Origin of the sequence: Dermatophilus congolensis, assembly GCF_900187045.1 — a bacterium.
GTDB lineage: Bacteria > Actinomycetota > Actinomycetes > Actinomycetales > Dermatophilaceae > Dermatophilus > Dermatophilus congolensis.
The window spans coordinates 2,243,170-2,256,688 of record NZ_LT906453.1; the positions used below are offsets into that span (position 1 = coordinate 2,243,170).

Consider the following 13,519-nt stretch of genomic DNA (forward strand, 5'->3'; position numbering starts at 1 on the left):
TCACAAGTGGGCGGGCCACGTTCATCGAGACGGCCCAGCGCATCAGCACCTACTTGTACACATCCATTATCTCCCGATAACTACGCCGATTCGAAATTTTCCGATGAATGCGAGTGTCGACAGCAGCGAAACAGCCACAGCACCAAGCCACAACAAAGAAACAGCCCCGCCTCCAAGGAAGCGGGGCTGTCACCGATCACGGCGGGTTATCGGCCGGCGGAGTGAACTGCCAAATCTCCCAAATCCACCAAGATTGGCTCAATAGGCCGATCACTACCCACACAGCCGTGAGAACCAACAGCCAACGCACCGTAAGACGCGGGCGTTTAAACGTCCACTTCCACCACGTCACGGTGTCGGTGTGGTTCTCCAGCGGGTCTTCGCCAGGCTTGCCCCATCCGCCACCAATCATGATGACCATCCAGGGGAACATGAGAATCGCGTACCTGAAAATGCTGGTAGTCGGGTCCATCACTGCCCACAAGTACAACGGGTACGCAAAACACCACGACCGGAGCGTCACACCCAACCCACGCGCCCATGGACCAAGACCAATGGCAAAAACCGCGGCCCACATAAGAACTAGTCCCAGAGCAGCCAGCGGAACGAAATCAATGGTTCGATTGAAGAAGTCCCACCAGGGAACGAACGGAAGAATCTTGTCGTAGGCACGCCACGCTGTCATGGTCTGGGTGTAGCCATCGAATTCACCCGTGCCCTGCCACACCACCAAGGGCCACACGAGACCAGATAGCCCACACCCAACCAGGGACCACAGCATCGCCGCGTACTCGCGCCGTGAAATAGCTTTTCCGTCTTGGTTACGTTCCGTCCAACGCACAACAACACAAATCAACGCCACCAGCCCCAGAGGCAAAGTGACAGCACGAGTGAAACCGCTTAATACCGCGATACAGCCAGCCCAAGCCCATTTACGTTTATCCAAAGCCCACAGAGCCGAAGCAATGACAATCACGCCGAGCGACTCAGTGTAGGCCACCTGCAATGTGACCGACGTAATGCACGTAGCCCAGACTGTTACCGCAGCTAGGGCAACCCGCGTCCCCACCTTGGAACGCAGAAACAGCCCAATAACAACTGCGGCAGCTCCACCAACTACTAGAGACAAGGTAGAACCAACTAGCGCAAACCCAGCCCCGGTTAGTGCCATGATGCCGCGGGTCAGCATCGGGAACATCGGATAGAACGCCCATGCGTTCTGCCACAACTTCCCAGTCCACGGATCCCGCGGCAAAACCGACGGATAGCCATCTTCAACAATCTGCCGGTACCAGAACGCATCCCACAACACCGTCATACGCAAGTAGCCGGTCTCGTTCTCAAACCAGACCACATCTACCTGATGATGCCCGGTAACGATCAACATAATCGCCGAGATCAGACGAGCGATGACATAGACGCCAACAATCGCGCCAACAAAGTTAGGGGTGCGATCCAACCGCCAGCGACTCTTCACAGTCGCCTCGGTATTCGTCGCCACGGAGGTCACGTACTACTCCTTTTCTCCGCGCTCGGCGCGCTCAGCATCAGTGGTTACAGGCGCTCCCTCCGACGAAGAAGAGACGCGCGGAAAACGGTGCAGACTACCCACACGAGACGCCTCAGGGTCCTGGGACGCCGTACCAGGATAGGCGTCACCACCCACACCAGCGCCCTCTGTGTTCACCGATGGCCTGTGCGCGGCATCGTCCAAAGACATCCGAACCCGCTCCAACAACGCATCCACCTGATCCATGCGATAGCCACGAACAGCCGTATCAAACCGCACACCATCAAGATCCGCACGCGTCAACGGTCCCTCCCCTGCCGCGGCCCATCCCCCAGCTGAAGACACCGGAGGAGGCATACATAGATCACCCCTGCCCCATCTACCGAGCACCGCAGCAACCGCAGCACCCAAAAGAACAATGACCGACACCACAAGTAAAACGATCACGACACTGATCGTCGCATGCCCGCAGACCGAATGAGCTCCATCGCGTGGGCAGATTCATCAGTCACCGTCACAAGGCAGCACCCTGCCCGTGGCCATTACCGGTGCAGCACTAAAACACCCAAGGCACCCCGGCCACTGCCCCCGCTGAGGCTGCACACCCCTCACACATCCGCCGCGGCCTGCCCCAACACCTTCCCCACCTCACGGCGCACAACCTCAGCAATCTCCTCAACCAACTCACCATTGGTCGACGAGGCACGACGAGCCAACACAATCGAACGCGAGGGCCCCTGCCCTGCAAACGGACGCACCGACAACCCTGGCGTCACCGGAACGGGCGACAACGTCGCCAACCGCGGCAGCAACGTCACCCCCACCCCCGAAGCCACCATGTACCGCAACGTCTCCAAACTCGTGGCACGGAACCCAGCACGCTCCTGGGCCCCCACCGAATGACACACCTCCAACGCCTGATCGCGCAGACAATGCCCATCCTCAAGCAGCAACACATCTTCATCAGCCAGCGCATCACTCACACTGGGGACCGCACCCTCAGCGAAACGATGCCCCGCCGGAACAGCAAGATCAAAAGGCTCAGTGAACAACGCAGACACCACCAGCCCCGTCTCATCCGGCGGTACAGGAGAAGCAACAACAATCGCGTCCAAAGACCCCGACAACAAACCCGCTACCAAATCCGCGGTCTTCTCCTCCACCAGTAACAACTCAACCTCAGGAAGCGCCTCGCTCAGCTGCCGCACCACATGCGGAAGCAAATACGGCCCCAACGTCGGGAACACACCCAACTTCACACTTCCCGACCGCGGGTTACGGGCACGCTTAGCAAGCACTTCAATATCCCGCACCTCACCCAAGACGCTACGAGCCCGCTCAACCACCGCCTCCCCCGTGGCCGTGAACAACACCGACCGGCTCGACCTCTCGATAAGAGAAACACCTAAGTAGCTCTCTAGCTTCTTGATCTGCATCGACAACGTCGGCTGACTCACGTAGCACGCAGCAGCAGCACGCCCGAAATGACGCTGCTCATACAACGCCACCAAGTACTCAAGATCTCGGATGTTCATCGACGTCTCCTGGAGGAAAAGAGCTACAACAAATAGTGGTCGTGGCCCGCTTCCTCCCCAGCGAAGCGGGCCACGACTCGATCAAGGCACCAAAGACAGATCAGGCCTCAGCAGGAGCGCTCGTGCGAATGAGGTGATCGAAAGCACCCAGCGCAGCAGTAGCACCAGCACCAAAAGCAGTCACAATCTGCTTGTACGGAGCAACGGTGCAGTCACCGGCAGCGAACACACCTGGCACGCTCGTTGCACCGTGCTCATCGATGACAATTTCCTTACGATCAGACATCTGCACTGCCTCACCTAGCCATTCGGTGTTCGGCAAGAGACCGATCTGCACGAAGATTCCCTGCAAGTCCACGTGCTTAATCTCGCCAGTTTCGCGGTCTTCATAGTCCAGCCCCGTCACTGACGTGCCATCACCCAACACCTCGCTCGTGCGCGCATTAAGAATGATGTCGACGTTGTCCAAACTGCGCAGCTTGCGCTGAAGCACCTCATCAGCCTTCATCTCCGGAAGGAACTCAAACAAGGTCACGTGCTCAACGACACCAGCCAGGTCAATCGCAGCCTCAACACCTGAGTTACCCCCACCAACAACTGCGATGCGCTTGCCCTTGAACAACGGGCCATCACAGTGCGGGCAGTTAGAAACACCCTTGTTGCGGTAGTCATCCTCACCAGGAATGCCCATCTTGCGCCACCGAGCTCCCGTGGCCAGGATGACCGTCTTGCCCTTCAGCGCAGCATCGCCGAACTCAACCGTCACATAGCCGTCCTCACCAGCTGGCAACAGTTTGGTTGCCTGCTGGTTCTTCACCACGGTGACGTCATACTGCTTCATGTGCTCCTGCAGGTCACCGGAAAGCTTCGGTCCTTCGGTGTACGGCACAGAGATAAGGTTCTCGATCGCCATCGTGTCATTGACCTGACCACCCAAACGGTCAGCAACCAAAGCCGTAGGAATACCCTTACGTGCAGCATAAATCGAAGCCGCCACACCGGCAGGGCCTCCACCAACCACCAGCACATCAACTGGATCGACTTTGCCCAGCGCTTCAGCTGAACGCTGTGCAGCCCCTTCAGCATCAATCTTGGCCAGGATCTCAGCGGCCTCCATGCGGCCCTGATCAAACAGCTCACCGTTGAGGTACACAGCCGGCACGGCCATGATGTTCTTCTCTTGGATCTCATCCTGGAACAGCGACCCCTCTACCGCTGTGTGCCGGATCCGCGGGTTCACCACACTCATCATGTTCAGCGCCTGCACCACCGTGGGGCAGTTCTGGCACGTCAACGACATGTATGTCGTGAACTCGTAGTCGCCTTCCAGCGCCGCAATGGCGTTCAAGAGCGCCTCGTCCTCTTTCGGAGCACGGCCGCCCACCTGCAGCAGAGCCAACACCAACGACGTGAACTCATGCCCCATCGGCAAACCCGCGAACGTCACTGACACATCCGTGCCCGTGCGCACCACATCAAAGCTGGGCGTACGCGCATTCGTACCATCAAAACGAGCCGTCACCTTATCAGACAACGCTGCGATCTCGTTCAGCAGATCCTTCATCTCGCCCGACTTTGGGCGATCATCGAGCGTGGCAACCAACTCAATGGGCTGCTCCAACATCTCCAAGTACTGCTTCAACGACGCGGTCAGTGTGGAATCCAGGACGGACACGAAAAACTCCTTATCGCACTACGCGACCGGTGACGATCGCGGCTAAGAACGGCACACAACCCCCCATCAGGTCGCGTCCGGGTCACAAACAAGCCACTCACAAAGGCAGCAGAAGATTTCAGGTACAACGACGGCGGGCAGCCCCCCGCCACCCGCCGTCGTCGGCGCCGGTCGCCTCAGAGGGAAACTCCCTCATAACGCGGACCCGGTCGATCAGGTGTTACCTGATCAGATCTTGCCCACGAGGTCGATCGAGGGAGCCAAGGTGCTCTCGCCCTCTTCCCACTTAGCGGGGCACACCTCGTTGGGGTGCTTACGCACGTACTGGGCAGCCTTGATCTTGCGGATCAGCTGCTCGGCCTCGCGCCCCACGCCCTCCGGGGTGATCTCCAAGTACTGGATGACACCGTCGGGGTCAACGAGGAACGTGCCGCGGTCGGCGACGTTGTCACCTTCACGCATGTTCTCGAAGTTGTTGGTGATGACACCGTTGCGGTCACCCAACATGAAGTACTTGATCTTGCCGATCGTCTCGGAAGCCTCGTGCCAAGCCTTGTGCACGAAGTGGCTGTCCGTAGAAACGGAGTAGACCTCGACGTCGAGCTTCTGCAGCTCTTCGTAGTGGTCAGCCATGTCACCGAGCTCGGTGGGGCAGACAAAGGTGAAGTCTGCCGGGTAGAAGAAGAACACGGACCACTTGCCGAGAACGTCTTTGTCGGAAACCTCGACGAACTCACCGTTACGGAACGCAGTGGTCTCGAAAGGGAGGATCTTGGTGTTCAGGACGGACATGCTTACACCTCTCTGTTGGGATCGGCGCCTCCCCCACCGATGGACCCGCTACCGAAGCAGCGTTCCCGGGGAGAACTTCCGATAAAGAATCTATATGGAACAACCCCCAAAATAAAGGCAAAATTGATTGAAATACGGCATCCCCGCCATAGGAATCACCTATCCCCCCAGATAAACACCCCTCACTGCCCCAACCACCGACACAAAGCAGCCAACGCCCTGCGATAGTCCTCCACCGGCGCATGCTCATCAGCCTTATGCGCCAACAATGGATTACCCGGACCAAAATTCACCGCAGGAACACCCAACGCCGAAAACCGCGCCACATCCGTCCACCCCTCCTTAGCCCGCACTAACAACGACGAAGCACCCAACGGATCTACCCCCGCAGCACCACCAGCAACCAACCCCCGCGAAACCACCTCATCCCACGAACAACCCACCACCGACTCAACAAACCCCCGAGCAACCTGCGAATCCAACCCCGGCCGAGCCCCCTCAGCAAGATCAGTCACCCGCACCTCAAACGGCGCAAACAACTCACGCATCCGCTCCTGCGCCTGCGCCCCAGACAAATCCGGCGCAAACCGGTAATTCACCGTCACCACACACTCATCTGGCACCACGTTCCCAGCCGTGCCACCACGCACACCCACCGCAGACAAACCCTCGTGATACGTCAACCCATCAACATCAACAGTCCTAACCTCAAACGAAGCCAACGCATCCAAAACCTCCGACGCCCGATGAATAGCATTCACACCCATCCACGGACGCCCCGAATGCGCCGCCACCCCCGGAACCACCACCTCACAACGCAACGTCCCCTTACAACCACCCTCCACCGCGACCGACGTCGGCTCCAACAACACCGCAAAATCCCCCACCAACAACTCCGGATGATCCGCCACCACATGCCCCAACCCATTCAGCGGAGCAGCCACCTCTTCATTGTCATAAAAAACAAACGTCACATCCCTATTGGGCTCAGGCACATCCAATGCCACCCGCAACTGCACCGCCACCCCACCGAGCATGTCCACCGTTCCGCGCCCCCACAACTCCTCCACGCCACTACCCGACTGTTGAGCAGGCACCCTCTTCGTCGGCACATTCCACCCAAACGGCCCCTCAGCCGCCGGCACCGTATCTAGATGCCCCGCCAAAATCACCCGCTCATCCCGACCCAAATCCGTACGAGCCACCACCACGTTCCCAAACCGCGACACTTCCAAATGCCCCGCCGAACGCAACAACTCCTCCACTGCATCCGCCAACGGCCCCTCGCACCCACTCTCAGAGCCCACATCACACACCGCAGCAGTCAACGCAACAACATCAGCAGCAGGATCCAAACGAGGAGAAGTCATACCCGCCACCGTACCCACCACACACCAACACCTCCCCACACCAACATCTACCAGCACCACGACCACTCTTCGACTCACTGGCCCGGCACCGCCCCTCCTGCCCTAGGCTTAACGCATGACTTCGCGATCCGCATGGGGATGGGGCCTAGCCACAGTCACCGACGACACGACCAAAACACCCGGACGCGTCCTCGACACGTGGTTCCCAACCCCCGCCCTCGGCACCCCCACCGAAGACCCCGCACCTGCTGAGCTCACCGCACTTGAAAGCAGCGACCCAGCACGCAGCGTCACCACCCGCACCATCAAGGTAGAAATCGATCTCGACGCCCCACCCGCCGACACCCCCGACGCCTACCTACGCCTACACCTCCTTTCACACCGCCTAGTAGAACCAAACAGCATCAACCTCGAAGGCATCTTCGCAGCCCTGCCCAACGTGGTCTGGACAAACCACGGCCCCTGCGAACCCGAAAACTTCGAAACCACCCGCCTACGCCTCCGCGCACGCGGCCCCGTACACGTCCACAGCATCGACAAATTCCCCCGCATGACCGACTACGTCGTGCCCTCCGGAGTACGCATCGGCGACGCCGACCGCATCCGACTCGGCGCCCACCTCGCCGCCGGAACCACCGTCATGCACGAAGGATTCGTCAACTTCAACGCTGGTACCCTCGGCAACTCCATGGTCGAAGGCCGCATCAGCCAAGGCGTCATCGTCGAAGACGGCTCCGACATCGGCGGCGGCGCATCCACCATGGGTACCCTCTCCGGCGGCGGAACCCAACGTGTCCGCATCGGAAAACGCTGCCTCGTCGGCGCCGAAGCCGGCGCGGGCATCGCACTAGGCAACGACTGCGTCATCGAAGCAGGTCTCTACGTCACCGCAGGAACCAAGGTCACCCTCGAAGACGGTCGCATCGTCAAAGCCCGAGACCTCTCCGGCGTCGAAGGACTCCTCTTCTTCCGTGACTCCACCGATGGCGCTGTGAAGGCAAAAGTCCGCAAAGGTGACGGAATTGCTCTTAACGAAGCGCTACATGCCAACGACTAACCCCGAAGAAGGCTCGCCCGCACAAACCCCCTCACGCTCACGACGCCGCACCTGGATAGCAGGAGGCGTCGCTGTAGCCGTGCTGGTCGGCGGCGGCATCGCCGCCGTCGTCCAGCTCGGCGGGCCAGTCATTCTCCCCGGCAGCTGCATCGTGCAGGGCCAAGGCCAAGGCGACGCTCACGTGCGACTAGCCCCCGAACAGGCATCCATCGCCTCCACCATCGGAGCAGTCACCGTAGAGCGAAAACTCACCCAACGAGCCGCAACTATCGCCATCGGCACAGGCATGCAGGAATCTAAACTCCGCAACCTCGCTCACGGCGACCGCGACTCACTCGGTGTGTTCCAACAACGCCCAAGCCAAGGCTGGGGAAGCCCCAAACAGCTACAGGACCCCGTCTACGCAACCCGCGCGTTCTACGACAAACTGGTACAGATCAAGGGATACAAAACCCGCCCACTGACAGAAGTCGCCCAGGACGTGCAGCGAAGCGGTTTCCCTGACGCCTACGCACAACATGAAACCGAAGCGATCACCCTCGCCGAAGCATTCATAGGGATCACCCCCCACGCGGTGACCTGCAAACTGAGCAACCGCAGCACCGTCACACCCGCACCCACAATCGCGGCCGAGCTAGACCGAGCATTCGGTACCAGCTCAGAAACACACGGCGGGGTTGTCTCCACCAAAACCCAAACAACGCAAGGAGCAGCAGCTATCGCCGCGTGGGGCGTCGCTCACGCCGACGCATACGGCATCACATCTGTATCCCACGCAGGCCGAACCTGGAAGCGCACTGAAGCGACCTGGGAAGACGATCCAGAAGGCGGCGGCCAAAAACAAAGCACCGTCATCCGAACCACTGGATAGTCACAAACACCAAGAGGGGCAGCAAGGAAACCTACTCCCCCGCTGCCCCTCCAACGTTCTCAACACTGAGCTCAACACAACCGCGCAGCCGCGGCAGCAATACGCTCATCTGTGGCAGTCAACGCAATCCGCACATGGCCAGCGCCGGCAGGCCCATAAAACGCCCCCGGAGCCACAACCACTCCGCGCTCAGCCAACGCAGACACATCTTCCCAACAGTCACCGCTACGACGAGCCCACACATACAACCCCGCCTCGGAGTCATCAACAGTGAACCCGAACGCCTCGACCGCAGGTAACAACACGGCACGACGTGCACGGTAAATCTCACGCTGCGCATCCACATGCGCATCATCTGCCAAAGCTGCTGCCATAGCAGCCTGCACCGGAGCAGGCATGATCATGCCCGAATGCTTACGCACCTCCAGCAACGCCTTGACGATTTTCACATCGCCAGCAAGAAAACCAGCTCGATAACCAGCCATATTGGACTGCTTCGACAGCGAATACACAGCCAAAAGCCCCTCATGACTGCCACCGCACACCCTCGGATCGAGGATGCTCGGGACCGTAGCTGGCTGTCCCGGCTCCGTAGGACCACCGACAGCTGGAGTTCGCCAATCCAACTCGGCGTAGCACTCATCGCTGGCAACAATCACACCATGCTCCCGCGCCCACCTAACCAGCGCGGCCAACTGCTCAACAGCAGCAACCTTGCCCGTGGGATTGCCTGGTGAATTCACCCACAAAAGGCGGGGCATTTGCCCTAACTCAGCCGGGTCAAAAGCAGCCACATCATCCACAGTGACCGAAGCAGCACCAGCTAACCGAGCACCGACGTCGTAGCTCGGGTACGCCAACGACGGAAATGCAACAACATCCCCCGGGCCCAGGCCAAGTTGAGTAGGCAGCCACGCAACCAGTTCCTTACTCCCAACCAGAGGCAAAACCGCCTCCGGATCAAGATCAGGAACATTCCGGCGCCGAGCAAACCACGTCGCAACAGCCTGTCGTACCTCACCAGAGCCATAGGTGAGCGGATACCCCGGAGCATCCGCAGCAGCGATAAGCGCCTCCTGCACAACTCGCGGGGTCGCATCCACCGGTGTTCCCACCGACAAATCCACCAACCCACCTACGTGCTCACTAGCGCGTTTCCGGTACGGAACCAACGAATCCCACGGGAAGTCTGGAAGATTCTGAACTCCCACAAGCTGACCCGAAGAGTCAGTCATTCCAGTGCTCACTCCCCCTGCGGAGGAAGCGCCGCGATGAACTCGTGGTCTTTCTTAATAAGCCCCAATTTGGCTGCGCCACCAGGGCTACCCAAATCATCAAAAAACTCGACGTTTGCCTTGTAGTAATCGCTCCACTCTTCAGGCACATCGTCTTCGTAGTAAATAGCCTCGACAGGGCACACCGGCTCGCAGGCACCGCAGTCGACACACTCATCGGGATGAATGTAGAGCGAACGCTCGCCCTCATAAATGCAGTCGACAGGGCACTCCTCGATGCACGCCTTGTCCTTGACGTCGACGCACGGCTGGGCGATGACATAAGTCATTGTGAAGGAACCTCCTGGGAAACGGCGGATTTCGCCTTCAGGCGACCGGCAAAGGATATGCCGTGGCCACATCTTCGCGGCCTCCGCTCCCCTCCAGCCTACGTCGACCTGGCCTCACCTGGACAATGGCCCATCAGTCGACCGAACGCATCTCGCCCCGATAAGTAAAAAGACCTGGGCCAACAACCACCGGCACCTCAACACGCACAACACTGCCAACAACGATGGTGTGGTCCCCTCCCGGGTACTGCGCCCACAAACGACAATGAAACCGAGCTATCGCCACATCCAAACACGCCAGATCTTCTGCGGAACGGCTGTGATCAACCCGATCAAGCTGCCCGAAAGAAGGCCGACCAACCTCAGCAAAACGCGTTGCCAAACTTCGCGCTGATGCCGGCAGCACGTTAATAATCCAGTGTTTGCTCTCTTGCAGCGCTTCTAGACAACGCGCCTCGTTGTGTATGACAGCCAGCTGCAGGGGCGGATCCAAGGAAACCGAGGTAACCGAGTTCAGCGTCATGGCGAGGTCATGACGCCCATCGGTGGTCGTCAGCACAGATACACCTGCAGCGACCCGCCTCATGGCGTGACGGTATTCGTCTGGGGCAACAAGGTGCCCCGATGACATGGTGACGTCGTGATTCATACAAGTCCTTCAACAGGTGCACCGATACGGCGGGCATACCTGCCCGTGACCGGATCTATGCGGGCAAAATATTCAGCACGCGGCAAACGCGCCGCAACATCATTCGAAAGGGCGTAATACCCCTGATAGACAGTCGCCTGGGTGCGGTGGTGAGCTAAAGCCGCATCCCGCAATGCGAGGTCTGCTGAACTGCCGTGCACGACATGGGTGACGAGTTCGTGATTAACCACAGAAGGCGGGTACGGATCGCTGCTGGCAGGAACTTGCAGCCCGCTAGCTGGCGAAACGTGACGTTGCAGCCAACGCCGGTCTTCACGAGCGACATCGTCAGGCACAAGAATCACGTACAGGGGCGGCTGTTGCTCTGCAGGAAGGCCAGCAATAGCAGCGCGTGTAGCCTCATGTACCCGGATATGGTCAGGATGCCCATAACCACCAGTAGCTTCATACGTGACGACGGCATCAGGGTCGAGGCGAACAATGCGAGCACGGATACGCGCAGCTAGAGAGCCTAGGTCGGCACGGCACAGGGCGCGCGGATCGTTGTTTTCGTCAGTTCCTGCCATACCGGAGTCACGGTAGCGAGCACCGCGCATAGTTAGCGGGTTTTCCCCCAAAACGTGCTCATAAGCCCCGATCGTTTTCATCGCTGCGCGCAGCTCACCGCGTCGGTACTGACCAAGGGTGTTCTCCTGGCCTGGGGCGTGGTGGGCAAGTTCAGGCGGGATGACTTCTCCTTCATCCCCCAGGGTGCAGGTGAGAACGCGAACGTCTACTCCTTTGCCTGCGTAGTGAGCCAAGGTGACGCCACTCCAGAGAGTTTCATCATCGGGGTGTGCGTGGATGAAGAGAAGACGGGAGCGCTCGTGCACGGTGGGGTCCGATTGGGGCTGCGACATAGTCTCACCGTAGCTGGGTTCAGCGGGAGATCGTGCCTGAGGTAGAGGCAGCCCGACGCAGCACACTATGTTGCTGACACTGCGCCGGGCATGCCGGTTGCTTACTCGGTGAGGAGTTTTTCACCTGCAGCGATGATGACGCAGGTGGTGAAGACTTCCATCGCCTGGGTGAGTTCTTCAAGGTCAGGGTAGGAGGGCGCAAGCCGTAGGTTGCTGTCTGTGGGGTCTTGTCCTCCCGGGTAGGTAGCACCCGCCGGAGTGAGCGCCACACCTACCTGCTGCGCGAGCTCAACAACGCGCTTAGCGGTTCCCGGGACCACATCAACGCTGACGAAATACCCTCCGACGGGTTCGGTCCACTGGGCCACTTTGAGGGATTTGAGGTCACGGTTAAGTGCTGCACCAACTGCCTCAAATTTGGGCGCGAGGATTTCAGCGTGCTTACGCATGTGTGCGATGACGCCCTGGCTATCTTCGAAGAAGCGGACGTGACGAAGCTGGTTAATTTTGTCCGGACCGATAGAGCGCATCGCATCACGAGCCAGGAACCATGTGATGTTGTCTTTGCTTGCACCAAAGAACGAAACACCACCGCCAGCAAAGCTGACTTTGGAAGTAGAAGCGAACACAAATGCCCGGTCGGGATTACCTGCTTGCTCACACGCGTCCAGGATTGAAAGGACCTCATCGTGGTTTTCGCTGAGGTGGTGGATGGCGTAGGCGTTATCCCAGTAAATCCGGAAATCGTCAGCTGCCACCTTCATGCTGGCCAGGCGGCGCACTACTTCATCGCTGTAGGTGATTCCGGTGGGGTTGGAGTATTTGGGTACGCACCAAATTCCTTTAATCGTGGCGTCGGTGGCAACGAGTTTTTCGACGGCGTCCATGTCAGGGCCGTCATCGTTCATGCCGACGGTAATCAGGTCAACACCAAGTTCAGCTGAGACGGCGAAGTGGCGGTCGTATCCAGGAGAAGGGGCGAGGAAGCGGACGCGCTGACCTGCCCATGCGGTGTCAGATCCAGGAAGGGGGTGGAAGAAGCTGCTCGCCATGGCGAAGTGCATGAGCGACAAGGAAGAGTTGTCGCGGGCGACAAGCTGCTCGGTGGGCACCTGAACAAGCGGAGCGAAAATTTCGCGGAGTTCGCGCAGACCTTTGCGCTGGCCTCCGTAGTTACGCAGGTCGCCGTCTTCGCTGCCGATGTGGTCTCCAGCGCTCAACGCGGTGAGCATGCCTTCAGCGAGATCAAGCTGTGCAGAACTAGGTTTGCCGCGCGTGACATTAAGACCGAGATTGGTGAACTCGGCGTAGCGTTTCTTAGCATCTGCGAAAGCTGCGCCTAATGCTTCTGTGTCCACGCACTGCGAAACCGTCATGGTTCTCCCTCTGCTGATGGTGGTTCAGGGGTGTGGGGTTATTGCCTATTCCTGCTCCCCCGTGCCGTCGTGATTTTTGCTGCATAGCGCGGTCACGGCCGGCTAATCAATTCTCGTTCAGAGATTATTCTCTCGTTTCGGCGTTGGTAAACCCTGTCTCACCAGCGTGCGAGACCTCCCGTAGGTGAGATCGCCACAAAATTGTGTTGTGAGGCGACCCC

At 59.1% G+C, this 13,519-nt stretch carries 13 protein-coding genes; 2 read left to right on the plus strand and 11 right to left on the minus strand.

Annotated features, from left to right (window positions below):
* Window positions 1–196: 196 nt before the first annotated feature.
* The 6 genes from CKV89_RS09600 to dapE form a co-directional block, all read right to left on the minus strand.
* Window positions 197–1,510: a hypothetical protein gene (locus CKV89_RS09600; protein WP_051277140.1), complete on the minus strand. Its 1,314-nt coding sequence runs from the start codon at window positions 1,508–1,510 to the stop codon at window positions 197–199.
* Between the two features lie 3 nt (window positions 1,511–1,513).
* Entirely contained in the window at window positions 1,514–1,957 is a 444-nt protein-coding gene (locus CKV89_RS09605; protein WP_084440840.1) for a DivIVA domain-containing protein, read from the minus strand.
* A gap of 161 nt (window positions 1,958–2,118) precedes the next feature.
* On the minus strand, window positions 2,119–3,045 hold the full coding sequence (locus CKV89_RS09610; RefSeq protein WP_084440841.1) for a LysR substrate-binding domain-containing protein: 927 nt from the start codon (window positions 3,043–3,045) through the stop codon (window positions 2,119–2,121).
* 100 nt (window positions 3,046–3,145) lie between these two features.
* The gene (gene ahpF, locus CKV89_RS09615; RefSeq protein ID WP_028326485.1) at window positions 3,146–4,720 is read right to left on the minus strand and encodes an alkyl hydroperoxide reductase subunit F; all 1,575 of its coding nucleotides are present in this window, start codon (window positions 4,718–4,720) and stop codon (window positions 3,146–3,148) included.
* Between the two features lie 228 nt (window positions 4,721–4,948).
* A complete protein-coding gene (gene ahpC / locus CKV89_RS09620) occupies window positions 4,949–5,512 on the minus strand; it encodes an alkyl hydroperoxide reductase subunit C (RefSeq protein WP_028326486.1) in 564 nt (187 codons plus the stop codon).
* A gap of 182 nt (window positions 5,513–5,694) precedes the next feature.
* Entirely contained in the window at window positions 5,695–6,882 is a 1,188-nt protein-coding gene (gene dapE, locus CKV89_RS09625) for a succinyl-diaminopimelate desuccinylase (protein WP_028326487.1), read from the minus strand.
* A 115-nt stretch (window positions 6,883–6,997) separates the two neighbouring features.
* Here dapE and dapD point away from each other — a divergent pair, with 115 nt between their 5' ends.
* The gene (dapD, locus tag CKV89_RS09630) at window positions 6,998–7,939 is read left to right on the plus strand and encodes a 2,3,4,5-tetrahydropyridine-2,6-dicarboxylate N-succinyltransferase (protein ID WP_028326488.1); all 942 of its coding nucleotides are present in this window, start codon (window positions 6,998–7,000) and stop codon (window positions 7,937–7,939) included.
* The gene (locus CKV89_RS09635; protein ID WP_051277142.1) at window positions 7,926–8,810 is read left to right on the plus strand and encodes a hypothetical protein; all 885 of its coding nucleotides are present in this window, start codon (window positions 7,926–7,928) and stop codon (window positions 8,808–8,810) included. Before dapD ends, CKV89_RS09635 begins: the two co-directional genes overlap by 14 nt.
* A gap of 71 nt (window positions 8,811–8,881) precedes the next feature.
* On the opposite strand, the gene dapC is transcribed toward CKV89_RS09635, so the two are convergent.
* The 5 genes from dapC to CKV89_RS09660 form a co-directional block, all read right to left on the minus strand.
* A complete protein-coding gene (gene dapC / locus CKV89_RS09640) occupies window positions 8,882–10,045 on the minus strand; it encodes a succinyldiaminopimelate transaminase (protein ID WP_034400634.1) in 1,164 nt (387 codons plus the stop codon).
* A gap of 8 nt (window positions 10,046–10,053) precedes the next feature.
* Entirely contained in the window at window positions 10,054–10,374 is a 321-nt protein-coding gene (gene fdxA, locus CKV89_RS09645; protein WP_028326490.1) for a ferredoxin, read from the minus strand.
* A gap of 133 nt (window positions 10,375–10,507) precedes the next feature.
* On the minus strand, window positions 10,508–11,023 hold the full coding sequence (locus CKV89_RS09650; RefSeq protein ID WP_231935381.1) for a flavin reductase family protein: 516 nt from the start codon (window positions 11,021–11,023) through the stop codon (window positions 10,508–10,510).
* A complete protein-coding gene (locus CKV89_RS09655; RefSeq protein WP_084440842.1) occupies window positions 11,020–11,922 on the minus strand; it encodes a PIG-L family deacetylase in 903 nt (300 codons plus the stop codon). The genes CKV89_RS09650 and CKV89_RS09655 overlap by 4 nt, the downstream gene beginning before the upstream one ends.
* 101 nt (window positions 11,923–12,023) lie before the next feature.
* Complete coding sequence (locus CKV89_RS09660) at window positions 12,024–13,298, minus strand: PLP-dependent aminotransferase family protein (RefSeq protein ID WP_028326494.1); 1,275 nt, start codon at window positions 13,296–13,298, stop codon at window positions 12,024–12,026.
* Between the last annotated feature and the right edge of the window lie 221 nt (window positions 13,299–13,519).

Coding starts and splice junctions, on each gene's coding strand:
- fdxA (WP_028326490.1), bottom strand. CDS start 10,374: ATGACTTATGTCATCGCCCAGCCGTGCGTCGACGTCAAGGACAAGGCG.
- CKV89_RS09655 (WP_084440842.1), bottom strand. CDS start 11,922: ATGTCGCAGCCCCAATCGGACCCCACCGTGCACGAGCGCTCCCGTCTT.
- dapE (WP_028326487.1), bottom strand. CDS start 6,882: ATGACTTCTCCTCGTTTGGATCCTGCTGCTGATGTTGTTGCGTTGACT.
- ahpC (WP_028326486.1), bottom strand. CDS start 5,512: ATGTCCGTCCTGAACACCAAGATCCTCCCTTTCGAGACCACTGCGTTC.
- CKV89_RS09650 (WP_231935381.1), bottom strand. CDS start 11,023: ATGAATCACGACGTCACCATGTCATCGGGGCACCTTGTTGCCCCAGAC.
- CKV89_RS09635 (WP_051277142.1), top strand. CDS start 7,926: ATGCCAACGACTAACCCCGAAGAAGGCTCGCCCGCACAAACCCCCTCA.
- dapC (WP_034400634.1), bottom strand. CDS start 10,045: ATGACTGACTCTTCGGGTCAGCTTGTGGGAGTTCAGAATCTTCCAGAC.
- CKV89_RS09610 (WP_084440841.1), bottom strand. CDS start 3,045: ATGAACATCCGAGATCTTGAGTACTTGGTGGCGTTGTATGAGCAGCGT.
- CKV89_RS09660 (WP_028326494.1), bottom strand. CDS start 13,298: ATGACGGTTTCGCAGTGCGTGGACACAGAAGCATTAGGCGCAGCTTTC.
- dapD (WP_028326488.1), top strand. CDS start 6,998: ATGACTTCGCGATCCGCATGGGGATGGGGCCTAGCCACAGTCACCGAC.